Source organism: Corallococcus exiguus, assembly GCF_009909105.1.
Lineage (GTDB): Bacteria > Myxococcota > Myxococcia > Myxococcales > Myxococcaceae > Corallococcus > Corallococcus exiguus.
Genome location: NZ_JAAAPK010000007.1, coordinates 189602 through 213655, shown reverse-complemented (window position 1 = coordinate 213655; position 24054 = coordinate 189602). Strand labels below are relative to the sequence as shown.

25 protein-coding genes are annotated in these 24054 nt (G+C 70.3%); 17 read left to right on the top strand and 8 right to left on the bottom strand.

Annotation, left to right across the window (positions count from 1 at the left end):
* Positions 1-180: 180 nt before the first annotated feature.
* The 3 genes from GTZ93_RS25375 to GTZ93_RS25365 all read left to right on the top strand — a co-directional run bounded on the left by GTZ93_RS25375 (position 181) and on the right by GTZ93_RS25365 (position 3510).
* A complete protein-coding gene (locus GTZ93_RS25375) occupies positions 181-1626 on the top strand; it encodes a hypothetical protein (protein ID WP_139915941.1) in 1446 nt (481 codons plus the stop codon).
* Between the two features lie 94 nt (positions 1627-1720).
* On the top strand, positions 1721-2584 hold the full coding sequence (locus GTZ93_RS25370) for an ATP adenylyltransferase family protein (protein WP_139915940.1): 864 nt from the start codon (positions 1721-1723) through the stop codon (positions 2582-2584).
* 113 nt (positions 2585-2697) lie between these two features.
* A complete protein-coding gene (locus GTZ93_RS25365; RefSeq protein WP_139915939.1) occupies positions 2698-3510 on the top strand; it encodes an SAM-dependent methyltransferase in 813 nt (270 codons plus the stop codon).
* Here GTZ93_RS25365 and GTZ93_RS25360 read toward each other — a convergent pair.
* Together GTZ93_RS25360 and GTZ93_RS25355 are read right to left on the bottom strand one after the other, a co-directional pair.
* Positions 3491-4708 carry an MFS transporter gene (locus GTZ93_RS25360; RefSeq protein ID WP_139915938.1) on the bottom strand — a complete coding sequence of 406 codons (1218 nt, stop codon included), beginning with the start codon at positions 4706-4708 and terminating at the stop codon, positions 3491-3493. The genes GTZ93_RS25365 and GTZ93_RS25360 overlap by 20 nt on opposite strands.
* 13 nt (positions 4709-4721) lie before the next feature.
* Positions 4722-5261, bottom strand: coding sequence for a hypothetical protein (locus tag GTZ93_RS25355; RefSeq protein ID WP_139915937.1), 540 nt, complete (start codon positions 5259-5261; stop codon positions 4722-4724).
* 146 nt (positions 5262-5407) lie between these two features.
* Here GTZ93_RS25355 and GTZ93_RS25350 point away from each other — a divergent pair, with 146 nt between their 5' ends.
* The 4 genes from GTZ93_RS25350 to GTZ93_RS25335 all read left to right on the top strand — a co-directional run bounded on the left by GTZ93_RS25350 (position 5408) and on the right by GTZ93_RS25335 (position 8771).
* Positions 5408-5920, top strand: a complete 513-nt coding sequence (locus GTZ93_RS25350; protein ID WP_120576415.1) for a sigma-70 family RNA polymerase sigma factor — start codon at positions 5408-5410, stop codon at positions 5918-5920.
* A complete protein-coding gene (locus tag GTZ93_RS25345; protein WP_161663045.1) occupies positions 5913-6632 on the top strand; it encodes a hypothetical protein in 720 nt (239 codons plus the stop codon). Before GTZ93_RS25350 ends, GTZ93_RS25345 begins: the two co-directional genes overlap by 8 nt.
* Positions 6629-8176, top strand: coding sequence for a caspase family protein (locus GTZ93_RS25340; protein ID WP_161663044.1), 1548 nt, complete (start codon positions 6629-6631; stop codon positions 8174-8176). Before GTZ93_RS25345 ends, GTZ93_RS25340 begins: the two co-directional genes overlap by 4 nt.
* An 85-nt stretch (positions 8177-8261) precedes the next feature.
* Complete coding sequence (locus GTZ93_RS25335) at positions 8262-8771, top strand: FmdE family protein (protein WP_139915935.1); 510 nt, start codon at positions 8262-8264, stop codon at positions 8769-8771.
* A gap of 12 nt (positions 8772-8783) precedes the next feature.
* On the opposite strand, the gene GTZ93_RS25330 is transcribed toward GTZ93_RS25335, so the two are convergent.
* A complete protein-coding gene (locus GTZ93_RS25330; protein ID WP_139915934.1) occupies positions 8784-9161 on the bottom strand; it encodes a DUF1304 domain-containing protein in 378 nt (125 codons plus the stop codon).
* Between the two features lie 92 nt (positions 9162-9253).
* Here GTZ93_RS25330 and GTZ93_RS25325 point away from each other — a divergent pair, with 92 nt between their 5' ends.
* The 3 genes from GTZ93_RS25325 (at position 9254) to GTZ93_RS25315 (ending at position 12588) form a co-directional block, all read left to right on the top strand.
* On the top strand, positions 9254-9847 hold the full coding sequence (locus tag GTZ93_RS25325; RefSeq protein WP_161663043.1) for a TetR/AcrR family transcriptional regulator: 594 nt from the start codon (positions 9254-9256) through the stop codon (positions 9845-9847).
* Positions 9848-9935: 88 nt separating this feature from the next.
* Positions 9936-11321, top strand: a complete 1386-nt coding sequence (gene dbpA, locus GTZ93_RS25320) for an ATP-dependent RNA helicase DbpA (RefSeq protein ID WP_139923741.1) — start codon at positions 9936-9938, stop codon at positions 11319-11321.
* A 58-nt stretch (positions 11322-11379) separates the two neighbouring features.
* Complete coding sequence (locus tag GTZ93_RS25315; RefSeq protein WP_139923743.1) at positions 11380-12588, top strand: tetratricopeptide repeat protein; 1209 nt, start codon at positions 11380-11382, stop codon at positions 12586-12588.
* Positions 12589-12880: 292 nt separating this feature from the next.
* Here the strand turns inward: GTZ93_RS25315 and GTZ93_RS25310 are convergent, their stop codons facing one another.
* The 3 genes from GTZ93_RS25310 to GTZ93_RS25300 all read right to left on the bottom strand — a co-directional run bounded on the left by GTZ93_RS25310 (position 12881) and on the right by GTZ93_RS25300 (position 15564).
* Positions 12881-13564, bottom strand: a complete 684-nt coding sequence (locus GTZ93_RS25310) for an abortive infection system antitoxin AbiGi family protein (RefSeq protein WP_257979551.1) — start codon at positions 13562-13564, stop codon at positions 12881-12883.
* Positions 13565-13692: 128 nt separating this feature from the next.
* Positions 13693-14946 (bottom strand): APC family permease, encoded by a 1254-nt coding sequence (locus GTZ93_RS25305; RefSeq protein WP_161663071.1) that lies wholly within the window; start codon positions 14944-14946, stop codon positions 13693-13695.
* Positions 14947-15030: 84 nt separating this feature from the next.
* On the bottom strand, positions 15031-15564 hold the full coding sequence (locus GTZ93_RS25300) for a hypothetical protein (protein ID WP_139919403.1): 534 nt from the start codon (positions 15562-15564) through the stop codon (positions 15031-15033).
* On the opposite strand from GTZ93_RS25300, the gene GTZ93_RS25295 reads away from it, so the two are divergent.
* Positions 15563-16786 (top strand): hypothetical protein, encoded by a 1224-nt coding sequence (locus GTZ93_RS25295; RefSeq protein WP_139919404.1) that lies wholly within the window; start codon positions 15563-15565, stop codon positions 16784-16786. The genes GTZ93_RS25300 and GTZ93_RS25295 overlap by 2 nt on opposite strands.
* Here GTZ93_RS25295 and GTZ93_RS25290 read toward each other — a convergent pair.
* Both GTZ93_RS25290 and GTZ93_RS25285 read right to left on the bottom strand, forming a co-directional pair.
* A complete protein-coding gene (locus GTZ93_RS25290) occupies positions 16770-17819 on the bottom strand; it encodes a GNAT family N-acetyltransferase (RefSeq protein ID WP_139919405.1) in 1050 nt (349 codons plus the stop codon). The genes GTZ93_RS25295 and GTZ93_RS25290 overlap by 17 nt on opposite strands.
* A gap of 239 nt (positions 17820-18058) precedes the next feature.
* The gene (locus tag GTZ93_RS25285) at positions 18059-19057 is read right to left on the bottom strand and encodes an endonuclease/exonuclease/phosphatase family protein (RefSeq protein ID WP_139919406.1); all 999 of its coding nucleotides are present in this window, start codon (positions 19055-19057) and stop codon (positions 18059-18061) included.
* 300 nt (positions 19058-19357) lie between these two features.
* Here GTZ93_RS25285 and GTZ93_RS25280 point away from each other — a divergent pair, with 300 nt between their 5' ends.
* The 6 genes from GTZ93_RS25280 to GTZ93_RS25255 are packed head-to-tail and all read left to right on the top strand — an operon-like array spanning position 19358 to position 24005.
* Positions 19358-20920 carry a DUF4153 domain-containing protein gene (locus GTZ93_RS25280; protein WP_139919407.1) on the top strand — a complete coding sequence of 521 codons (1563 nt, stop codon included), beginning with the start codon at positions 19358-19360 and terminating at the stop codon, positions 20918-20920.
* Between the two features lie 43 nt (positions 20921-20963).
* Complete coding sequence (locus tag GTZ93_RS25275) at positions 20964-21521, top strand: TetR/AcrR family transcriptional regulator (RefSeq protein ID WP_139919408.1); 558 nt, start codon at positions 20964-20966, stop codon at positions 21519-21521.
* Positions 21518-22180, top strand: a complete 663-nt coding sequence (locus GTZ93_RS25270) for a Rossmann-fold NAD(P)-binding domain-containing protein (protein WP_139919409.1) — start codon at positions 21518-21520, stop codon at positions 22178-22180. The genes GTZ93_RS25275 and GTZ93_RS25270 overlap by 4 nt, the downstream gene beginning before the upstream one ends.
* Entirely contained in the window at positions 22177-22881 is a 705-nt protein-coding gene (locus GTZ93_RS25265) for a TVP38/TMEM64 family protein (RefSeq protein ID WP_257979261.1), read from the top strand. The genes GTZ93_RS25270 and GTZ93_RS25265 overlap by 4 nt, the downstream gene beginning before the upstream one ends.
* Positions 22845-23063: a hypothetical protein gene (locus GTZ93_RS25260; protein WP_180946088.1), complete on the top strand. Its 219-nt coding sequence runs from the start codon at positions 22845-22847 to the stop codon at positions 23061-23063. The genes GTZ93_RS25265 and GTZ93_RS25260 overlap by 37 nt, the downstream gene beginning before the upstream one ends.
* Before the next feature lie 57 nt (positions 23064-23120).
* Positions 23121-24005, top strand: a complete 885-nt coding sequence (locus tag GTZ93_RS25255) for an EamA family transporter (RefSeq protein ID WP_139919410.1) — start codon at positions 23121-23123, stop codon at positions 24003-24005.
* The last annotated feature ends 49 nt before the right edge of the window (positions 24006-24054 follow it).

Here is a 24054-nt window from a genome sequence, read left to right as displayed (position 1 = left end):
GCGGCGTCCAACGCCCGAAAGCGCGGTCGTCCTCCAGGGCCATTCCACCCGTTCCGGCACCCGTGAAACATCGCGTGTATCCGAGAAATTCACGCAAGGTGCGTAAACACTCCCAGCCCTCGCGGGGAGCGTCCATCTGGTAGCGTCCGGGCGCCCTGGCTCCCCCTGGCTGACCTCCCGATGACGTCCCGTGTCCTGACGTGCCTGCTGCTGTCCGTGCTGTGCGCGCTCCCGGCCCTGGGCGCCCGGCCGGTGCCCGCGCCGGCCGCGGACGGCATGGCGATGCTCCAGCGCGTGGACACGGCGCGGGTCCAGGGCAGCCCCAGCACGCTGCGCACGGAGCTGGACGCGCAGCAGGCGAAGGCGCCCAAGGACCCCATGCCCCGGGTGTACCGGGCCTTCCTCGCGCTGCCCTCGGACGAGAGCTTCGCCGAGTTCAAGGCGCTGGCGGTGGTGTACCCGGAGAACCCGTGGCCGCACGTGGGGATGGGGCTCGTCTACGTGCGCTGGGGCATGTTGAAGGACGCGGCCGCGCCGCTGGAGACCGCGCGCAAGGCGGTGCCCGGCTTCGCGCCCGCGCTCTGGGCGGACGGCCTGCGGCTCCAGGCGGAGGGCAAGCCCGCGGAGGCGGAAGCCCGGCTGCGTGAGGCGCTGACGAAGCTGGACATCCCGCGCTTCCGCACGGACCTGGCGCTGCTCCTGGCGGGCCGGCCGGGAGCCGCGGCGGAGGCGCGCGCGCTGCTGGTGCGCTCGGTGAAGGACTGGCCCGAGCAGCCGGAGGCGCTCCAGGTGTTGTCTCGGCTGGCGCGCGAGGCCGGAGACGCGAAGGCGGGCGCGGAGGCCGGGGCGCTGCTCGTCGCGCTCCAGCCTCACGACCGCGAGGCGCACCGGCGGCAGGCGGACGCGTGGCTCGCCGCGGGCGACAAGGCGCAGGCGGTGAAGATGTTGGAGCGCTACGCGACGCTCGGGGGCGCGGAGCCCGCGGTGCTCTCCACGTGGGTGAAGCTCGCCGTGGAGCTCGACCGCCCGGAGGACGAAGCGAAGGCCCTGGTGCGCCTGGCCGCGGCGACGCCCAAGGACCCCGAACCGCTCTTGCGGCTGGCGACGCTGGCGGAAGCGAAACAGGACGTGGCCGCCACCGAAGCCCGGTTGGATCAGGCGGCGGCGCTGGCCCCGGAGCGCGCGGACATCCAGGTGCGGCGGGCGCGGCTGCTCCTCAAGCTGGAGCGCTACTTCGAATCCATGGCGGCGTACCGCGCGGCGCTCGCTGCTCCGGAGCGGCCGGTGCCCGAGGCGGCGGAGGAGGCCGCGCAGCTGACCAGGAAGCTGCACCTGCCCGCCTCGCCCGCGAAGGGCACGGTGGAGCAGATCTACGACCGGGTATCGCTGGGGCTGGTGGCGCTGTACCTGGAGCACCTGATGGAGAAGCCGGAGCTCAAGGGCAACCTGAAGGTGCGCGTGGACCTGGACCCCACGGGGAAGGCCACGAACGTGGTGGTGCTCTACGACAGCCTCCAGGACGTGCTCATCACCCACAGCGCGCACGTGGCCTTCATGGATGCCCAGTACCCGCCCGGCAGCGAGCCTCAGGTGTACCAGTACGTCTTCCGTCCTCCTCCGCGCTGAGGCGGACATCCGGAGCGCAGTCCTTCCGGATGCGGGTTGACGCTGGTGTGAGCGGGCGGCACAGACTGGATGGCTTCGCGCCAGGAGCCCGCCCGTGAACGCCACACCGCTGACGCCCGCCGCCCTGTGGCCCCGCACGCTGGACGTCACCCGCCACGCGTTGGAGACCGGGGCGCTCCAGCCCATCGCCACGGAAGCGCGCACGGTGCCGGTCGCGGGCACGGAGTTCCAGGTGCGCGTGCTGGGGCGGGTGGCGCTCAAGGAGCGCAAGCGTCCGGCGCCGTCTGGCTCGGAGCCGTTCAACCCGTTCGCGAACCCGGAGCCGGACCTGGTGCTGGGGGACGTGGCGCCCGCGCACGTGTGCCTGCTCAACAAGTTCAACGTCGTGGAGCACCACCTGCTGCTGGTGACGCGGGCCTTCGAGTCGCAGGACGCGCTGCTGACGCCCGCGGACTTCGACGCGCTCTCCACGTGCCTGGAGGGGCTGGACGGGCTGGCCTTCTACAACGCGGGGGAGACGGCCGGCGCCAGCCAGCGCCACAAGCACCTGCAGCTGGTGCCGCCGCTGGGGCCAGACCGCCTGCGCGCGCCCGTGGAGGCGCTCTTCCCCGTGCTGCCGGGGCCGGGCCGCGTGGTGGCCGCGGAGTCGCTGCCGTTCGCGCACCTGCTGGCGGGCCTGGGGCCGTGGGGCGCGCCGGGGCAGGGCGCGCGGATGCTGGCGGCGTACCGGCTCCTGCGGGACGCGCTGGGCCTTGCGGAACACGCGCCGTACAACCTGCTCGTCACCCGGGACTGGATGCTGCTCGTGCCTCGGAGCCGCGCGGAGCACCTGGGCGTCAACGTCAACGCGCTGGGCTTCGCGGGGTCGCTGCTGGTGCGCACGCCCGAGCAGTTCGACGCAGTCGCCGCGCTGGGGCCGCTGGAATTGCTGCGCCAGGTCGCGGGCGTGACTCCGTAGGAAGTGTGCAACCGCGCGAGCGGACCGGCACAATGCCCGGGCAGCAGGCTCACCCGTCGACCAGGGCAGTCGCACGACGCGGGTGGGGGCCCGAACCGTATGGAGCGACGACCATGGATGTGAACGAGCTGGCCCGCGTGCCGGGCGTGAATCCCCAGGTTCCCGACGCGGCACGCATCTACGACTACACGCTGGGCGGCAGTCACAACTTCGACGCGGACCGGCAGGCGGCGGAGTACATGTTTTCGCTGCTGCCCTCCACGCGGAAGTGGGTGCGGATGCTGCGCGCATGCCTCCAGGGCGCGGCGAAGCGGCTGTCCGCGGAGGGCTTCACGCACTGGGTGGACTTCGCGTCCGGCCTGCCCACCAACGACCATGTGCACGGCGTGCTGCCGCCGGACGTGAAGGTGCTGTACTCGGACATCAATCCGCTGACGATGGCGCAGGCGCGCGTGCTGTTGGGGAACGAGCCGCGCGTGCGCTACCTGGAGTGCGACATCCGCCAGGCGAAGTCCTTCCTGGAGCGCCCGGACGTGCGCGACTTCCTGGGCGGCGAGCGCAAGGTGGCCCTGGGCGCCAACGGCATCACCGTGTTCCTCAAGGCGGAGGAGAACCAGAGGTTCTTCCGAGACCTCTACGACTGGGCCGCGCCGGGCTCCCGGCTCTTCACCACGTTCGAGACGAAGGACCCCGCGAAGACGACGCCCCAGTGGGAGCAGTTCGTGGGCATGTTCCAGAAGATGGGGGAGAGCTTCGAGCTGTTCTCCCTGCCGGAGTACCTGGAGCTGTGCAAGCCGTGGACGCCGGGCCCCGGTGGCGTGCAGACCGTGAGCCGATTCCTGGGATTGCCGGACGACTACATCACCGAGGAGGACCGGCAGGGCGTGGGCATCGAGTTCTACGCCGTCATCCTGGAGAAGAAGTAGCCGCCGCCTTCGCGCGGTAGCGCAGTCCGATGAGCGCCGCGACGAAGCCCGCAGCGGCGCCCACGCCCAACGCCTGGCGGGGACCGAACGTGTCCGCGACCCACCCGACGATGGGGGCCCCCAGCGGCGTGCCGCCCAGCGCGATGGCCAGGAGGATGGCGAGCACGCGCCCGCGCATGGACGGGTCGGTGGACAGCTGCACCAGGCTGTTCGCGGTGGTGGTGAAGGTCTGCGCGGACACGCCAATGACGACGAGCGTGACGGCGAAGAGGGCGTAGACGGGCATCAGCGCCGCGAGCGTGAGCCCCGCTCCGAAGACCGCGGCCCCCGTCACCAGCAGTCCGATGCGAGGCTGCGCGCGCCGGGCGGAGAGCAGCGCGCCCGTCACTGAGCCGATGGCCATGATGGACGTGAGGAGCCCGTAGCCGCTGGCGCCCTGACCGAAGACGCGCACGGCCATGGTGGAGATGAAGATGGGGAAGTTGAGGCCGAAGGTGCCAATCAGGAAGAACATGGTCAGCACCGCCACCAAGTCGGGCCGCTTCCCGACGTAGACGAAGCCTTCCAGCAGGCCCCCTCGTGTGTGGAGCGCCCGGTCCCTCACGTGCAACTCATTCACGCGAAGCAGGCTCAGCGAGCAGAGCACCGCGCCGAACGAGGCCGCGTTGAGGACGAACATCCACCCGGAGCCCACTGCGGAGATGAGCAGCCCCGCGATGGCAGGACCGAGCATGCGCGCGGCGTGGAACGAGGTGGAGTTGAGCGCCACGGCGTTGGCGAGGTCCTCCTCGCCCACCAGCTCCGATACGAACGTCTGGCGCGCGGGGGCATCGAACGCGGTGACGCACCCCAGGAGGAACGCGAACACGTTCACGTGCCACAGCCGGATGTGTCCGGAGAGCGTGAGCAGCCCCAGGCCCAGCGCCAGCGCGCCCAGGGCCGCCTGCGTGGCGAACAGGAGCTTGCGCCGGTCGAAGTGATCCGCCGCGAAGCCCGTCAGGGGAAGGAACAACAGCGGCGGCGCGAACTGGAGCGCCATGACCACGCCCACGGCCGTGGCGTTGTTGTGGGTGAGCTGCGTGAGGACGAGCCAGTCCTGGGCGGTGCGCTGCATCCACGTGCCCACGTTGGACACGAGCGCCCCGGCTGCCCACGTCCGGTAGTTGTAGCCGCGCAGCGAATGGAAGGTGCCCTTCATTCCGCGGGAGACCTTATCCGCATGACTCCCCGTTGGGTGCGCAGCGGCCGGACGCGCAGGGCGTGAAGGACGCGCTGGAGCAGCCCGTGGCCTCGCAGCGGCAGGTGGTGACGCGGCGGGTGAGTGGGTCGCAGCACGGCGCGTAGGACACCGGCGGCGTGCCCGCGTCGGTGCTGGTGCCAGCGTCGGTGCTGGTGCCTGCGTCGGTGCTGGTGCCCGCGTCGGTGCTGACGCCGCCGTCTTCGATTCCGGTGCCCGCGTCGGTGCTGACGCCCGCGTCGACGCCGGCGCCTCCGTCGAAGCTCGTGCCGCCGTCCTGGCTGCCGTGGAGGGTCTCGCAGCTGTCCCGGAGCGACGGCGTGCAGGTGCCAGCCGAGCAGGCCTGGAAGCGGATCTCACAGCCGTTGAGGTCCTCGCAAAGACAGGTGTCCACCTGGTTGCGGACGCAGCAGACGGCCCAGGACTCCTCGCCCAGTTCGTCGGGGTCCTCGTAGAGCGGGTCGAAGCAGGCGCCCAGGAGCGCGACGAGGATGGCGATGGCGAGTCGTTTCACGGCGCTTGGGACACCCGGTGCGGCCGGCCTGGGACATGCCGCCGGGGTACGACTAGTATCCCACAGCCCATCGCCGATGCGATGCGATGTCCCAGGCCGCCGGGGCCGGGTGTCTCAAGGACGAAAAGGAAGGTCGGACCCATCGGATGGCGAGCGGGCTCGGTGCGGAGGAGCTCAGGGAGCTCTACGAGCGCTTCGCGCCCGTGGTGCACCGTCGCGCGCTCGCGCTGCTGGGACGCGATGCCGATGCCTGGGACATCGTCCAGGAGGTCTTCGAGCGCATGTTGACGGCTGGCGCGCGGTTCCGACGGGAGGCCCGTCCCATGACGTACGTGTACCGCGTCACCACCAACCTGTGTCTCAACGCGCTGCGCTCGCGTCAGCTGCGGGAGCCGGTGCTCCTGGAGGCGCCGGAGGCCGCGGCGCTCACGCCCAGCCAGTGGGAGGCCGCGGACTTCATCCGGCACCTCGTGGGGCGGATGGGCGAGCGCGAGCTGGAAGTGGCCACGCTGCACTTCTTCGACGGGCTGACCCAGGAGGAGATCGCCGGGATGCTGGACGTGTCGCGAAAGACCATCGTCCGCGACCTGGACTCCATCCGGAAGAAGGCGGCGGAGCTGGGGCGGCTGCCGGAAGCGTTGGAGGCGGAGCGTGGCTGAGCACCTGACACGGCTGGAGTTGGACGAGTGGCTGTCGGGGCTGGATGCCTCGGGGCGCGTGGAGCGGCACGTGGCCGCCTGCCCGGCATGCGGGATGATCGCCGAGCGGATGCGGCAGGCGCGAGCGTCGAGCCTGGCCCAGCCCCGCGCGAAGGCGGTGCTGGCGAGGCTGGAGGAGAAGCGCGCCCGGTCCGCGAGTCCCTGGTGGAGCTGGGGCGTGCCGCTGGTGACCGCGCTGGCGGTGGGGCTCGCGATGGTCGTCTACGTGCCGCGAGGCGCGGAAGACGGCGTGCGACTGAAGGGGACCGTGGCGCTGCGGCTGCTGTCCGTGCAGGGCACTCCGGTGCAGGACGCGAAGCCCGGCGAGCAGGTGACGCTGGCGGTGGGCACGGGGCCGTACCGGAACGTGCTGGTGCTCGCGGTGGATGAAGCGGGCGCGGTGGATCCGCTCTGGCCGAGGGATGGGCAGACGAGCGGCACGGTGGAGCCAGGGGCGGAGGTCCGGTTGTCCCCCGCGTTGGAAGTGACGCCGGGGTCGGTGGCGTTGCATGCGTTCTTCTCGGATGCGCCGCTGGACGTGGCTCAGGCGCGCGAGGCGCTCACGGCGCGCGTCGCGGAGGCACGCGGGAAGGGGCAGGGCCCGCTGGAGGTGGCGACGCCGGATGCCATCGGGAAGGCGCAGGCGCGCACGCTGCTGAGGGTCGTGCCGTGAGCCGCGCGGTGGGCCTGGGCGTTCGGGTGTTCGCGGTGCTGCTCACGGTGCTGGGCCCGCTCCGAAGCACCGCCGAGGAGGTGCCTCGCCGCTGGGCGCTGGTCGTGGGAGAGAACCAGGGCCTGGCCAACGAGGAGCGGCTGCGCTTCGCGGAGACGGACGCGCAGCGGATGCGCGAGGTGCTCCAGGAAGTGGGCACCGTGTCGCCAGAGCGCACGATGACGCTGCTGGGCACGGATGCCGCGAAGCTGCGCGAAGCCCTGGCGCTCTTCCGGGCGCGGCTGGCCGTGGAAGCCTCGCCGAGGGATTGGCTCCTGCTCTACGTGTCGTCGCACGCGGGAGATGGCAGCCTGCACCTGCGCGGCACCGAGCTGCCGATGCGCGAGCTGGTGGACTTCCTCAAGGGTGCGCCGGTGGGCGTGGGGTTGCTCATCCTGGACTCGTGCCGCTCCGGTGTCGCCACGCGATTGAAGGGCCTGAAGCCTGTGGCGGCGCCCATTACGATGGAGGCCTCGGACCTGGAGGGCCGGGTCGTCATCAGCGCGTCTGGCGCGGATGAGTACGCGCAGGAGTCGGACGCGTTGCAGGGCTCCTTCTTCACGCACCACCTGGCGGTGGGCCTGCGCGGAGCGGCCGATGCTTCGCGAGATGGTCGCGTCACGCTGGAGGAGGCCTACCGCTACGCCTACGCGAGGACGCTGGAATCCACGCTCGTCTCACCGGGAGGCATGCAACGCCCCACGTTCCGCATGGACCTGAGCGGCCGCGGAGAGTTGATCCTCTCCGAGCCCCAGCGCGCGCGAGGCCGGCTGACGCTCGACGTGAAGGCCCCGGGCCGCTGGCTGGTCATGGCATCGGAGAGTGGCGCGCTGGTGGCGGAGCTGGAGAAGGGCGAGGGCCCCACGACGCTGGCCGTGGCGCCCGGCGCCTACCGGCTGCTGCTGCGAGCAGAGGACGGATACCTGGAGCGGTCGGTGAGGGTGCCGCTCGACGGAACCGTGTCGGTGGGTGGCGAGCCCCTGGAGCAGGCCGCGAGGATGAGGCTCGCGCGAAAGGGTGGCGCGGGGTCGGCGCTGCTGGTCGCGGTAGGGCCATCGCTGACGTCGGGCATCGTGTCGGGCCTGTCGTCGCTCGCGGGCCTGGACGTGCGCCTGGTGCGCGAAGGGCGGCTGTTCTCCGGTGTGGACACATCCGGCCTGGGGCTCGCGGTGCGGAGGGGGACGGGCAGCAGGGTGTCCTTTCAGCAGACGGAGCTGGAGTTGAGGCTGGGCGCGGGGCCGCACTGGAAGCTCGGAGCCTGGACGTTCAGCGGCGCGCTGGAGGCCGGGGCACTGGCCGTCTTCCAGTCGCGCATCCCGGACGAAGATGCGCGCTTCGGGCTGGAGCCGCTGGGGCTCGTCACCGGGGGCGTGCGGCTGGACGTGCGAAGCCGCCTGTCGATGCTGCTGAGCGCCTCCGCCGGAGGCGTCATGGCGAAGCGGGACTCAGGCACGGCGCTGGTGCCCAGGGCCTCCGCGTCACTGATGGTCGGCTACGCGCTCTGAGCAGACGGTATGGCCGGAGCCATGTGTCGCCATGGCTCGCCGCTTGCGGGTAGAACGCCTCGCCTGTCTTTCTCCGGAGCCACCCATGACCCTGCGCCGCCACTTTCTGCTCACCGTCACGCTGGGCCTCACCCTGGGCTGCGCGGGCGCGAAGCCCACTGCGACCCTGTCCGCCGAACCGGGTGCATTGGAGCGGGTGGCGCTGGTGCATGGTGGTGCGGGGCCGTGGGCGGTCGCGGGCTACCGGATGGGCGATTACGCGCTCCAGCAGCTGAGCCTGCCCCGGGGCAGCTTCAAGCTGGAGGTCGTCCATCACAGCCCGGCGAAGGTCCAATACACCTGCGTCGCGGACGGCGCGGCGGCGGCCACCGGCGCCAGCCTGGGCAAGCTCAACCTGTCGCTGGAGACCACACCCTCGCCGGAGGATGTCGCGACCACGTTCCGCAACCGCGACACCGGCCAGTCCCTTACGCTCCGCCCGTCCGCCAGCTTCGTGCAGCGCTTCCGGGACGTCCCGCGCGAGAAGCTGGGCGAAGCGGGCCGGGCCGTCCTCACCCTGCCAGACGCCGAAGTCTTCGAGACCGTCACGCCCTGAGCGGGCACCGTCTCAGAAGACGACGATCGAGATGGCCAGCGCCGGCAGCGCGCCCTGGACGAGGCTGGCCAGGAGGAACTTCCGGTTGCTGCTCACCAGCACCACCGCCGCCGCCAGCATGCACCCGCAGCCGAACACCACCGCCGCCACGCCCGACGCCACCGCGCCCGAGTGCACCAGCGCCACGCCCGCCAGCACGCCCACGGCGAGGAACAGGTTGTAGAAACCCTGGTTGAGCGCCATCGGCTTCACCACGTCCGCGTCCGCCTGCGACTTCAGCCCGAAGCGCTTCCACACCTTCGGCTGCGAGAAGACGATGCTCTCCATCACGAAGAACAACACGTGGATGAGCGCGGCGATGACCGCGAAGACCTGTGCCAGTGGCGACATGATGACTCCCCCTCCGGGGTTGGGATATTCTGAACCAGTCAGTTCCGAATTCATATTGAAACGGTCAGTTCAGAATTGTCAAGGAGGGTGACGTGGCGCGGACGCGGTCGTTCGACGAGACAGAGGCGGTGCGGGCGGCGTTGGGAGTGTTCTGGTCGCGCGGCTACGAGGCGACGTCGCTGTCGGACCTGGAGGCCGCGACGGGGCTGAACCGCTCCAGCCTGTACCAGACGTTCGACAGCAAGCGCGGGCTGTTCGCGCGGACCATCGCGCTGTACCTCCAGGAGGTCATCGGGCCCCGGCTGGGTGTCTTCGCGAAGGACGCGCCGGGGCTCGAGCAGGTGACGGAGTACTTCGAGTCGCTCGCGGCGACCATGGCCACCGCGCCGCCAGCGCTGACCCGGCGGGGCTGCCTGCTGGTGAACACGGCCACGGAGCTGGGCCCGCATGACGCGGAGGCAAAGCAGGCCGTGGAGGACTACCGGGCGCTCCTGCGAGGCCACCTGACGCGGGCCCTGGAGGGCGCGGCCCGGGCGGGCGTGTTGCCGCGCAAGACGGTGGCGCGCCGGGTGGAGCTGCTCCTGGGCGCGGTCATCGGGGTGCTCGTCACGGCGCGCGTGGACCCGGCGGCCGCGGCGAAGCTGGCCCAGGCGACGGCGAGCGAGGTGGCGGGCTGGGCGGGGTAGGGGGGCGCCGGGCTTGTCCGGCGTGGGAAGGCTGGTACAAGGGCGCGATCTCCCGAGGCGCCCCGTGCCTCCGTCCCCCGAGGCTCCGATGGAATTCTCCGCGCTCTCGCTGTCGCCCCCGCTGCTCCAGGTGCTGGAGGAGCTGGAGTTCAAGACCGCCACCCCCATCCAGGCACAGAGCATCCCGGTGCTGTTGCAGGGAAAGGACCTGGTGGGCCAGGCGCGCACGGGCAGCGGGAAGACGGCGGCGTTCGCGCTGCCCATCCTGCAGAAGGTGAAGCTCACGCAGGACCGGCGGCTCCAGGCGCTGGTGCTCTGCCCCACGCGCGAGCTGTGCGCGCAGGTGGCGGGAGAGATTCGCAGGCTCGCGCGACGCATGCCGGGGGTGCAGGTGCTGGCGCTCGCGGGCGGGCAGCCCATCCGGCCGCAGGTGGAGGCGCTGGAGAAGGGCGCGCACATCGGCGTGGGGACACCCGGGCGCATCATTGACCTGCTGGACCGCGAGGTGCTGGACACACGGCACCTGGCCACGGTGGTGCTGGATGAAGCGGACCGGATGCTGGACATGGGCTTCCGGGAGGACATGGAGCGGGTGCTCGGCGCGACGCCCTCGAAGCGGCAGACGGTGCTCTTCTCCGCGACGTTCCCGGACGACATCGAGAAGCTGAGCCGCGCGTTCCAGAAGGACCCCGTGCGGGTGTCGCTGGCGCAGGAGGAGGCCGCGCCGGACATCCAGCAGGTGGGGTACGCGTGCACGCCGGAGGAGAAGCAGACGTTGCTGTTGCGGCTCCTTCGCCAGCACCAGCCGGCCTCCGCCATCGTGTTCTGCAACTTCAAGGCGGTGGTGGTGGAGTTGACGCGAGCGCTGGTGCAGGCGGGCGTGAGCGCGGACGGATTGCAGGGCGACCTGGAGCAGTTCGACCGGGACCGGGTGATGGCGAAGTTCCGCAATCACAGTACGCGCGTGCTGGTGGCCACGGACGTGGCGGGCCGGGGCATCGACGTGGAGGCGCTGGACGCGGTGGTGAACTACGAATTGCCGCAGCAGCCGGAGGCGTACGTGCATCGCATCGGCCGCACGGGGCGCGCGGGCCGTCGCGGGCTGGCGCTGTCGTTGGTGACGCGCTCGGACAGCCGCAAGGTGGAGGACATCGAAGGTACGACGGGCGTGAAGCTGGAGAAGGGGGACGTGGACGCGCTGGTGCCGGAGAACGTGCCGGGCGTGTCGCTCATCTCCGGCTGGGAGACGCTGTCCATCTCCGCGGGGCGCAAGGACAAGATGCGGCCCGGAGACATCCTGGGCGCGCTCACGGGCGAGGCGGGCGGGTTGAAGGCGGAGGACGTGGGCAAGATTGAAATCCACGACCATCACGCCTTCGTCGCCGTCTCCAAGCGCGTGGTGAAGGTCGCGTTCCAGCGGCTGAGCGAAGGCCGCATCAAGGGCCGCAAGCACCGCATCGAACGCGTGCGGTGATTGTCTCATGATGGAACCGTGATGAAGGAGGCTGGGAGGGGCATGAGAGATTGCTCGCATGCCCCGAAGCCTTGTGTGTCTGGCGTTGTTGACCTTGAGCGTGGCGTGCAGGACCGCCGCGCCCGTCGCTCCCGATGCCGTCCAGGTGGCCCGGACGCCTACCGCGGCGGAGTGGGAGAAACAGCTGGATGCGATCCGGTTTTCGCCCGCGGGGCCCGCCCAGCAAGAGGGCTTCGTCCGGGTCCAACAGGAACTGGAGCCCGCCGTCCAGAAGGACCCGGCGGACGCGCACCTGCATTACCTGTTGGGGCGTGTGTATTACTACCTGATCCGTGACGCGGAGGCGGGGCGGGAGTTCGACCGGGCCCTGTCACTGGCGCCAGATGTCGCGGAGTACCACTATCTCAAGGCGCACTACCTCCGAACCGCCGGCGATGTGCGGGGGGCCATCGCGGAGCTGACCCGCGCGACGGAGCTGGCGCCCCGGACGGCGAAGTACCATGCCGTGCTGGGCGAGACCTTGATGTCGGAGGACCCGGACAAGGCCCGAAGTGCGCTCATGCAGGCGCTGGCGGTGGAGCCGGACAGCGCCCTGGCAGCGGGGCATCTCGGCCTGATGCTCCTGGATCAGGGCAAGGACGCGGAGGCGCTCCAATGGCTGGTGAAGACCACGCCCGAGGAACCACGCGATCCGATGACCCAGTACAACATCGGGCAGGCGTTCCAGAACCAAGGGGATCATCCGCGGGCCCTGGCGCACTTCCAGTCCGCCGCCCTGGGCATGCCCGAGGACTGGCGCACGCTCGCGAAGCTGGTGCAGGAGCATGCCGCTTTGAAGCAGTTTCCAGAGCGCGACGCCGCGCGCGCGAGGCTGCTGAAGCTCAACGACGAGGGCAAGGTGGACAGCCCCTTCTTCGTCCGGGAGCAGTTCCAGGAGGGCACCGAGAAGGTGATGGTGGCCGAGTACTTCAAGCTCGAAGGTGACTGGGCCGTCCGCTACGTCTTCCATATGGAGACGGCGCGGCCGGATGGCACGTCCCACGAGTGGCGACTGAGCCTGGGCTCGTATGCGTTCACCAACTCCTCGCGACCGCCCGGCTCCAAGGAGCGACTGTTCCACTTCGATGCCTACGAAAGCGACAACTCACACCTGACCTTCGCCTTCTTCGACGGCGAGCCCTCCTACGAGGATACGCGCGCGCTGGCGGTGGCCGTCCTGCGAGGCAAGGTGAAGCCCGTGTCGGGCACCCGCTTCACCCGGGAGTAAAATGCGGCCCACCATGACGCCTGCGCTTCAGCTTCATCTGCGAGACCTGGGACACGGCGAAGACCCCCATCCGGTCGATGCTCTGCCCGGGCCTGGGCACTGCCGTGGGACGGATGCCGCCGGCGCGCTGCGCGCGACAGATGAAGGAGGCCTGGGTGCGCACGGTCATGGGCAAGCCCGCCATTCCCCATTCGCTGCGCCAGGCCGCTGAGGACGACTTCCGGCTCCGCGTTGAGCAGGAACGGTGAGGAACTACCAATTTCCCGCGGAATTAGTAGCTCATTAGGAGTTGTCACCCCGGCGCGCTCTTGCGCTCCGTCGCGACCGGCGCCTGCGTGTGCTTCGCCAGCGCCTCCATGATCTGCTCCGCCTTCCATCCCGGATCCAACACCGGGCAGAAGTAGCCCGGACCCGCGCGTTCGCGCACGGCCCAGGCGAAGAAGTCCCTCGCCACGGTGTGGACCTCTTCTGGCAGGAAGAGCGCCGCCACGTCGTACTCCGTGAAGCGCATGAGGCCTGGGACGCGCCACTCCCGCTCCCAGTCGAAGCGGTAGCTGTAGGGCGCGTTGTGCGCGTCGCCCTGGATGTCCACGAAGGGCGTCACCGCCCACACGGGCTCCTTCTGGGGCTCCTTCGCCGCCAGGGCCTGGTCCAACTGGTGCTTCATTGCCAGGTGCGCCGGGGATCCGTATTGCACGTACCAGACAGGGCCTCCGCCCTGCGACAGGATGAAGCTCTTCCGGAAGGCGATGCCGTACAGACTCCGGCGCTGCACCAGCCTCGCGAGTTGATCCAACGGAATCTCGCTGAAGCACACCGAGCGGTGCCGGTCCGCCACCACCGCCTCCCGCCGCGCGATGCCAAACCCCTCCGCGCCCGGGATGAGCGTGCGCGCTCCCAGGATGCTCATCATGTTCTGGTATGCGTCGTGGTACGGGGGCCCGGGCTTCGTGAAATGCACCACGAAGTCAGACATGTCCCGCCACTGCGCATTCGCCTGATACCCGAGCATCGCCTCGCGAGTCTCCCGGCCCGATCCCTCCTTCGCAACACAACGTGCCGGGTTGTCCCAAGGCCTGCCCGCTCTCCTGACGTGCGAAGGCGTCAGGGCAGGCGGACGGGCGCTGGCTCCCTCGGCCGCGATAGGCGCATCAATGCCAGGCCCGCGAGCACCGCTACTGACGCCACCGCCGCCTCCCGCGCGCTCGCGCCGAAGGCCACCAGCGTCAGCCCCAGCACCAGCGTGGGCACCGCCAGCAGCGCGTGCACCGGCCGCAGGTTCCGCTCCCGCCGCAGCGACAGCACCGCGAGCGCCGCCGCCGTGACACCGAATTGCATCAGCACCGCGATGGCGGAGAGCGCGAAGAGCTCCGACAAGTCCCCCAGGTTCACGAACCCCAGCACCAGCGCCCACGTCACCGCCAGCGCCCGCACGGGCACGCCCGACGCCGACATGCGCTCCAGCCCGAACAGCGAATGCTCCCCGGAGGCCAGCGCGGACAGGTAGCGCGGCGTCGTCACCATCATCCCCACGCAGATGCCCAGCGCGGACACGCTCGTGCCCGCCCCCACCAGCCGCTCCAGCCCCGCGCCGCCCCACACCCCCGCCGCCTGCGCCAGGGGCGCGGACGCACTCGCCAGAGCCGGCAGCGCCGCGACGCACGCCCACACGAGCCCCACGTACAGCAGCATCGCCAGCAGCAGCGAGCCCACCGTCGCCATGGGCACCGTGCGCTCGGACGCGCGCACCTGTCCCGCGATGACCGGGACGATTTCGAAGCCCTGGTAGGCGAACATCACCGTCAGGCCCGCCTTCAGCCAGGACGCTCCCGTGGCGGGCAGCGGTGGCGGCACATCCCTGTCAGGCAGGAAGAAGAACGCACCCAGCAGCACCGCCAGCGGCACGAGCTTCAGCACCGTGAGCGCCGTCCAGGTCCGCGCCGATACTCGAATGCCCGACGCCACCAGCGCCGCCAGGCCCGTCACCAGCGCGGAGGCCAGCAGCCGCTCGCCCATGGGCCCGCCCAGGCCCACCGATGGCGCCACCGCTCGCGCCAGGCCCGCCATCACCGCGGACGTGCTCAGGAAGGCGCTGACGTAGGCCACCCAGCCGACGAGGAACGACACGCGTTCGCCGAACGCCGCCCTCGCGAACACCACGGGCCCGCCATCCGAGTCGAACCGCCGGCCGAGCACCGCGAACGCGAACGCCACCGGCACCAGCGCCAGCCCCGTCAGCGCGAAGGCCCATACCGCGCCCAGACCGGGCGCCTGCGCAGCGACCTCCGCGGGTGCGAAGAAGATGCCGACGCCCACGATGCCGTTGACGCCCAGGGCCAGCAGTTGGAAGGGCCCGATGGTGCGCTCGGGCGCGACGCCGGAGGGAAGGGTGGACACGGCGTGGACTTCACTACACCCGCGCCCCGCGCACCATCGCCGTGCTCACGGATGGGCGAGCAGCACGCTCAGCGCCGCCATGCGCCCGGTCGCGGACTCCCGCTCCAGGGACTTCGGGATGGAGACGAACACGTCGTTCTCACGCAGGTCGCCGCAGGCGCGCGTGCCCCGGTAGTGCTTGCGGTCCCGCTCGATGATGAGGTTGTAGCCGCACGGCCCCACCGACCCCATCAGCGCGTCCGGGCTGAGCGTCAGCGATGAGGGCTCGCCCGCGAAGGTGCCCATCATCTCCACCACGTCCGGACGCTCGGCCACGGTGAGGTCCACGGGTTTCTCTCCCACCGTGCCCTCGATGCGCCGCTCCGACAGCTTCAGGTCCACGGGGCGCTGGAAGGCCTGGCCCTTCAGCGCGTTGTCCGACAGCTGGAGCTTCAGGTCCGGACCCTGGAGGCCCTGCGCGTCGACGTTCGCACGCACGGTCGTCCGGGGCGTCCGCAGCTCCACGGTGTCGTTCTTCTTCGCCATGGCGGATCCGCCCGCGAGCAGGGCGGCAACGGTGAGGATGCGAGCGATTCTCATGCTCCAAAGCTGGGGCGTCGGGCCGCGCGTCACCAGGGCCATGCCCCGGCTGCTCGGCGGGCCGCACGTTCGTGATATCCGTGCGCGCGTGTCCCGCACGCGCCTGCTGGCCCTCCTCGTCGCACTCGTCGCACTCGTCGCCATCGTGGTCGCCGTCTGGCAGCGCTCCCGAGCAGTCGAACGGCTGGGCCAGGACTTCGACGAGGCGGTCTACCTGCCCATCGCCTTCACCTATGCCGGGATGCTGGACGAAGGCCGCTGGGGCGACATCGGCGCGCTCCGGGAGAACTTCGAACACCCGCCGCTGGTGAAGCTGCTCTTCGCCGAAGCCGTGCGCGTGACGGACGCTCCGGAGCCGGACTGGCGGGACGTCCCCATGGGCCGGCCCATCCCGGACGCAGCTCGCCCCTCGTTCAACGTGACGCGAGGCCTGTCCGCGGTGGCCGGGGTGCTCCAGGTGGGGCTCGTCGCCCTCGTGGACCCGTTGGGCGCGCTCCTGCTCGCGTGGGACCCGTACCACACGAAGTACACGTCCCAGGCGTACCTGGAGGCGGTGCCGGGGCTGCTCGCGGTGCTCGCGCTGCTCGCGTTCGAGCGCGCCCGGCGAATGGGCTTCGCGCCGGGATGGACGGCGGTGTCCGGTGCACTGCTGGGGCTCGCGGCGGCGGGGAAGTATCCGTATGGACTGGTGGGCGGGCTCACGTTCCTTCCGTTCCTGATATCGGGCGCGCGCACGCGGTGGCGCCCGTGGGCCGCCATCGTCGTGTCCACGGCGGCGGTGTTCATCCTGGCGAACCCGGCCCTGTGGGCGTCTCCGTTCGCGTCGCTGTGGGAGTCCATCACCTTCCACTGGAACTACTCCCACAACGAGCACGTGCGCCGCGCCGCGCTGCCCTGGTACCAGCCGCTCGTGTTCCTCACGGACACGTGGCTGTCAGGCTCCGACCCGGGCATCTACCTCACGCACTTCAACGCACGGGCGCTGCTGCCGCTGGCGGTGCTGGGCCTGCCCCGGACGTGGCGCGAGCGGCCCGTGTGGGCGGTGGCCGCCGTCGTGGGCCTGGTGTTCCTGCTGCTTTGGAACACCAAGTGGCCGCAGTACCTGCTGCTCGTCATCCCCGCGCTGTGCGTCTGCGCGGGCCGGGGCGTGCGGACCGTGGCCAGCTTCGCCGTGTGGCTGTTCCGCAAGGTGCAGGGCTCGCGCGTCAGCGCAGGTGCGTGAAGACGCACGGATTCGCGGGCAGGTCCAGGTCGCAGGTGGGCATCAGGCACGTCACCTTCGCGCGGCGGGGCATCGGCACCCAGCCCGAGCGCAACAACAGACACGCGGAAGTGCCGGGTCCGCGCAACATGCCCGCGAATGCCACGCCCCGGCGCTCCATGTCCTGCATGGCCACCTGGAGCAGCCGCTGCCGGTCCTCGGTGGACACGGAGGCGTGGAAGGCCATCAGGTCCACCACCTCCGCGGTGAGCTCTCCCACGCCTGTCATCAACAGGCTGTGCGCACTCACCAACCCGCGCACCTCGCCGTCCTGCTCCAGCACGAAGGTCCGGGGCACGTCGCGGTACTGGAGCTGGGCCGCCAGCTGCTCGGTCGTGTACGTGTAGCCCAGCGTCACCGGGCGCAGCATGTCGTGGACCAGCGCCGTGCAGCGGTTCAGGTCCGCCGGCTGGTAGGGGCGGATGTCCTGACGGTCCGCCTCCCGGAAGCGGTGCCGCAGGAAGGGATGCGCCAGCGTGAACAGCCTCCGCTCGTTGTCCGTGAAGGACCAGCGGGCGAGCGCTCGCGCATCAAAGGCATACATCCACATCCCCAGGCCCCCGAAGAGGCGCGTGTTCCACGTGCGCCGCCAGAAGCCGGGCGGACGGGGCTCCGTGGTCGTGAAGCCCAGGGTGAGCCGCGCCGCCCGGTCCTGGTGCCGCCGGAGCAGTTCGTGCGCGAGCTTCGCGCCAATGCCCTGTCCTCGATGGGAGTTCGTGACGGTGGCCCGCAGTCCATAGCTGCCGTCCACTTCCACGCGTCCCAGGCGCAGCCTCGCGGGCTCCGCGAAGAGGGTGCCCACCAACGTCTTCCCCTCGTACGCCGCCAGCAGGTAGTCGCGTGGCGCCTGACCGCCGCGGAACAGCCGCCAGTCGCAGAAGCGCGAGTCCCAGACGGGGAGCGGGGCTGTCTTGCCGTAGGTGGATTGCCAGACGCGGTTGAGGAACCAGGACGCCTCGGAGGCGTCGCCTTCGAAGGTGCGCACCTCAATCATTGCCTGCCCTCCAGGACGGGATGCCAGAGCGCCCGGGGGTGGCGTGTCGCACGCATGCGCCATGAGCTTGCTTTCATGGCATGGAAGGTAGGGAGGGGGGCCGGGCGGGAAATCGGCCGCCGAGCCCGGTTCCTCCCTGGCTGTCATTGCTCCGTCAATGCGAGGCCTTCCGCGTGCGGTGGTCCACAGGCACCGCGCTGACAGGGCGGGGGAGTGTGCGGGGCTCGCCGTCCCGCGCTTCAGGGAGGGGTGAGCGCGAAGTCCGCGTACACCGCGCCGTGGTCGGAGCCGCCGTAGCCCCCGGTGGGCTCGCGGGCCACACGGAAGGAGCCCGGCACGTAGACGCCGCCCCCGTTGGGCGCGAGGTAGAGGTGGTCGATGGCCTGGCCCCTGCCGGAATAGAAATACGTCCAGGTCTCGTTGTCCGGCCGGTCCTTCGCGACGCGCAGCAGGGCCTGGTCCAGGGCGTTGATGGGCTCCGAGCCGGGGATGTCGTTGAGGTCTCCGCCGAGCACGATCATCGCGTCAGGGAACTCCTTCGCCGATGCGAGGAGGATCTCCCGCGCGGCATTGGCCTCCGCCATGCGGCGGCCCGGATCGTCGTCCACCTTGGAGCGGAAGTGCGCCGCGAAGACGATGACCCGCGTGCCGTCCACGTCCACGTGGACCTCGAGCAGGTCGCGCGAGAAGCGGGTGGCGGAACCATCTGGCCTGTAGATGTATTGGCTCCGGTGGCTGCGCACTTCCGTGATGGCGTGGCGCGAGAGGACCGCCACGTCCACGGAGGCCTTGGTGTAGGTCTCCCCGAGGTGCGAGTGGGGGAACTGCGGGACCTTCGTCAGCAGCCCATCCAGCGAGTTCTGCGTTTCGACCTCTTCCAGCATCACGATGTCCGCGTTGAGCGCGGTGATGGCCGGGCCGAGCTGGCCCACCTGCGCCTCGAACTGCTCCGGCGTGGGCAGCTCCTCGTAGTTGGTGCCGCCGCAGGAGCCCGTGTCGCAGACGGTGTCGAAGAGGCGGTGCACGTTGAACGCCGCGATGCGCACGCGGGTGCCGGACGGATCCACCGGCGTTCCGCTGTCGGGCTGCGGGCAGTTGCCCTGGACGCAGGCTCCCGCGTCTGGAACCGGCAGGTTTTGGGAAGAGCCGTCACAGCCCGCGAAGGCGAGCACCAGGCCCCACAGGGCCAGGGTCGAGCGGGGACGGAAGCGGAAGGGGCGCCGCGGCGGGGGTGACATCGGGGCGGCAACCTAACATCGGGCCTTCCCGGACGCCGCGCGGACCGGTCCGGAGTGTCCGTCGACGCGGCGCGGCTCGCATCTTCGTCCAGGGCGCGGACTCCTGGTCCCTGTGATGCGGACCCCGGGTGGGGATGGCCCGCCGCTCCAGGCCCGGGCCGTGCCGACCGGCCACGGGAGGGCCAGCGCCGTTCGGCGTGGCTCCGCGACCGCTCGCCCCCGAGGTCCCCAGCCGTGCCGCCGGGCGTGAGCATCCTGGCGTTGTTCCGGGTGCCGACGCGCCCGCGAGGTGCCGCCGCCATGAACCCGTCCGTTCCCCTGTCTCCGCTTCCTCCTTCTCCCGCTCCCTCCGTCGCGGCCCCGGCCCGGCCGCTGCTGCCCTGGGTGCGCGCCCCTCGCCGGACGCTGGCGGCGTCGCTGACCGTGGGTGTGCTCGCGGAGGTCCTGCTCGAAAGGGCGCGTTGGGGCCTGGGCTTCCCGTTGCTGGTGGCGGTCCTGGTGGGCGCGCTCGCGTGGCTGGGCGGACGCGAAGGCTGGCAGCGCGCGCGGCCCAATGCGTGGCTGCTGGCGCCGCTGGGGATGGTCAGCGTCTTCGTGGCGGTGCGGGACAGCTCCTGGCTCCTGCCGCTCAACGTGATGACCGCGGCCGTGCTCCTGATGATGCTGTCGCACTTCTGGGCCGCGGGCCGCGTGGAGCGGCTGGGGCTCACCGACTACATCGTCGTCTTCTTCGGCTCCGCCGCGCAGAGCCTGCTCTACCCGCCGGTGCTCGTCCGGGAAAGCGTGGACCTGCGCGGGCTCAAGACCCACTCACGCCTGTTGGGGGCGCTGACGCGAGGCCTGCTGCTGGCGCTGCCGGTGCTGTTCGTGTTCGGGCTGCTGCTGGAGTCCGCGGACGGCATCTTCTCCTCCACCATGCAGCGGCTCCTGTCGTTCGACATGGACCTGGGCACGCTGATGTCGCGCGGCCTCGGCGTGGCGTTCGGCGCGAGCGTCGCGGCGGGCGTGCTGGGGCATGCGCTGCGCCGCCGCGCCACGAAGGAGCTGGGGGACGCGGAGCTGTCGTCCGCCACGCCCCGCCTGGGGCTCATCGAGGCGCTCACGCTCATCTTCGCCGTGAACGCGCTGTTCTTCGTCTTCGCGGCCTTCCAGGTGGCGTACCTGTTCGTCGGCGACGCGTCGTCACCCGCGGCCGGCTACACCTTCGCGGAGTACGCGCGGCGCGGCTTCTTCGAGCTGGTGGTCGTCGCCTCGCTGACGCTGGCGCTGGTGATGGCCCTGACGCGCTGGACGCGGCGCGAGACGCGCGTGGCGCAGACGGTCTTCCGCGCGAGCACGTCGTTGATGGTGGTGCTGACGCTGATCATCCTCTCCTCGGCGATGCGCCGTCTGTCGCTGTACGAGGACGCGTTCGGCTACACGCTGCTGCGCGTGCACACGCACGTCTTCATGATGGCGCTGGGCGCGGCGCTGGCCTGGCGCGCGGTGACGCTGTGGTGGAAGCCGGAGCGCTTCGCGGTGGGCGCGTTCGCCACGGCCCTGGGGTCGGTCCTCGTGCTCAACTTCCTCAACCCGGAGGCCTTCATCGTCCGTCACAACCTGGAGCGGTCCGCACGCACCGGCGGTTCGCTGGACACCGAGATGTTCTTCGACCTGTCCGCGGACGCCGTGCCCGGGCTGGTCCAGGCGGCCTCCACTCTCCAGAATGGGGACCAGTGGCGTCTGGAAACCGTGTTGAGGGAGCACCGGGAGCGGCTGTCCCAGCAGGACTCGGTGCCGGAGTGGAACGTCTCCCGCTTCCTCGCTCGCCGGGCGCTGCTGCGGATCGGGTCGAGTGCGCCAGACTCCGTCGGGTCGAATTGACAAAAAATGCATCCGTTGTCACATTGTCTGAATGGTGACGACGATGAACGAAGCGGAGACCGCCGCGCGCCGAGCGAAGATCCTGCTCGCCGCGCGGTGGTGCTTCCTCAACTTCGGTTTCGCGAAGACGTCGTTCGAGGACATCGCCAGGCGCGCGGACCTCTCGCGCACGCTCCTCTACCGGGTCTTCAAGGACAAGGAAGACATCTTCAAGGCCGTCTTCGTGGAGTGGCTGGTTTCGCGCCATTCCCTGGCGTTGCAGGCGGCGAAGGCACCGGGCCGCACGCCGTATGAGCGCTTGCTCGACGTTTGCCGCGTGATGGTGCTCGAGCCCTGGGCGGAGATGGTCGGTACGCCGATGGGAGGCGAGTTCCTCGCGGCCTGCGAGCGGATTGATCCCGAGACCGATGCGCTCCATCGCAAGATTGCGCTGCGGTGCGTGGTCTCCATCCTGGGCGATGAGGCGAGCGCCGAAGTCTTCCTCCTCGCGCTCGACGGTCTGCTCGCGGACGAGCCGAAGACGGCGGTGCTGGAGAAACGAACAGAGCTCCTCGCGGCGCGCTTCACCCCTCCCGCGAAGGAGAAGGGGAGGCGGAAATGAAAGTCATCATCTTTGGCGCGACCGGAATGGTTGGCGCGGGCGCCCTGCGCGAAGCGCTCAGTGCTCCTGAGGTCGAAGCCGTGCTGAGCATCGGGCGGCAGCCGTGTGGCGTCGAGCATCCGAAGCTGCGCGAGCTGTTGCTGAACGATCTCTTCGAATTCTCCGCCATCGAGGACCAGCTCGTTGGCTACGACGCCTGCATCTGGGCGATTGGCATCAGCTCGATGGGACTCGACGAGGCGGCCTACGCCCGATTGACCGAGGAGCTGACGCTCGTCTGGGCGCGCGCGCTCCTCCGGCTCAACCCCGGACTCTCCTTTTGCTACTGCTCCGCAGGGGGGGCTGGCGGGAACTCGATGTGGGCGCGCGTCCGGCAGCGCGTGGAGGGTGCGCTGAAGTCCATGCCGTTCCGGCATGCCGGCGCCGTCCGCCCTGCATTCATCCGGGCGGGTCCCGGGATCCGGAGCCGCACGCGGGCCTATCAGGTCGGAGTGGTCCTGATGAAGCCCCTCAACCCGGTCATTCCTTTCTTCATCCGGGTCTTCCCGTCCGTGTTCACCACTTCCGAAATCCTCGGCCGCGCGATGCTCCGTGTCGTCGAGGGGAAGGCCGATCGCTTCATCCTCGAGTCGGCCGACATCAACAGGGTTGGCGCATGAGCGCGACGACTCGCTCGCTGCGAGTCGCGAGGCTTGGCGTCGTCGCGCTGGTGCTCCTCACGCTCGCGGGCGCCTGGTACTTCGACGTCTTCGCATGGCTCTCCGAGCCGAAGGCCCTGGCCCACACGCTCGTCGAGATGGGGATATGGGGCTACCTCGCGTTCATCGTCGCGTACACGGTGCTCCAGCCATTTGGGGTCCCCGGGTCTATCTTCATCGTAGCGGCACCGCTGATCTGGCCATGGCAGACAGCCTTCGCGCTTTCGATGATCGGGACGATGTCCGCGAGCGTGGTCGGTTTCTCGTTCGCGCGCTTCGTGGCGAAGGATTGGGTTTCAGCGCGCATTCCCGCGCGATTCCGTAAATACGACGACGCACTGGAGAGGCGCGCCTTCCAGACCGTCGTGGTGCTGCGATTGGTTCTCTGGATGCCGCAGGTGCTCCACGGGTTCCTTGGCGTCTCGAAGGTGGGGTTCTGGACCCACTTCTGGGGTTCGCTGGTGGGCTACGTGCCGCCGCTGCTCCTCGTGAGCTACCTCGGCAACGAGATGTTCGACGCATCCGGGCGGATGCAGCCCGGCGCGTGGCCCATCCTCGGCGGCCTGCTCGTCGCTTCAATTCTCATTGCCGCGCTCGACCGGGCCTCCAGGGGCGGACGTCGCCCATGCAAACCCTGGCGCAGAATCTCGCAGGCAAGGTGATCTTGCTCACCGGGGCGACCGACGGCATCGGCAAGGCGGCCTCGCTCAAGGGCGAGTACGCCTCGAAGCGACGGCCAGTGAAACCGCGGAATCAGGCGCTGGACCCGAAGCTCGCGGCCGGTCTGTGGATGCTGAGCGAGCAGCTCCGCGCCGACGCCTCGGCTCGCGTGGCGGTCGTGTGAGGTGCAATCGCAGGGTGCACTCGCCGGTTCAGGGGACACGCTCTAGATTGCCGCGCCATGAGCGAAGTCGCCGGACGCCGTGTCCCTGCCTTGCCCCCCATTCCCGCGGTCCTCGTCGCCGTGGTGAGCGTGCAGGGGGGCGCCGCGCTCGCGAAGGGGCTCTTTCCGGTGCTCGGCGCGGTGGGGGCCGCGGGCCTTCGGCTGGTGCTGGCGTCGGTGATGCTGCTGGCCTTCTTCCGTCCGCCGCTGTTGCGCTACACGCGGTCGCAGTGGGCGGCGGTCGTGCCGTATGGCGTGGCGCTGGGCGTGATGAACCTCACGTACTACCTGGCCATCGCGCGCATCCCGCTGGGGCTCGCGGTGACGCTGGAGTTCGTGGGGCCCTTCGTGCTCGCGGTGGTGGGTTCGCGCAAGGCGTTGGACTTCGTGTGGGTGCTCTTCGCGGCGACGGGCATCGTGCTGATTACGCCCTGGACGGCGAACCCCGGCGGGTTGGATCCGCTGGGCGTGGTGCTGGCGCTGACGGCGGGCGCGTGCTGGGCGCTCTACATCCTGGCGGGAGGAAGGCTGTCGCGCCGCGTGCCGGAAGGGCAGGGCGTGGCGGCGGGCATGGTGGTGGCCATGTTGACGGTGCTGCCCTTCATGTTGAGCGAGGGTCACCTGGAGCGGATGACGCCAGGGCTCTTCGCCGCGGGCGTGGGCGTGGCGCTGTTGTCCAGCGCGCTGCCGTACACGCTGGAGATGATGGCGTTGGGCCAGCTCTCCAGCCGCACCTTCGGCATCCTGATGAGCCTGGAGCCCGGTGTGGCGACGGTGGTGGGGTGGTTGTTCCTGCGCGAGCAGCTCACGCCCCTGCAATGGCTGGCGGTCGGGCTGGTGAGCGTCGCATCCGCGGGAGCGACGCTGACGGCGAAGCGGCCTCCTCCGCCCGTGGAGGCGTAATGCTCGTACGGGTGCTCCTGCGAACACGGGGCTGGCGTCTGCTGCATTC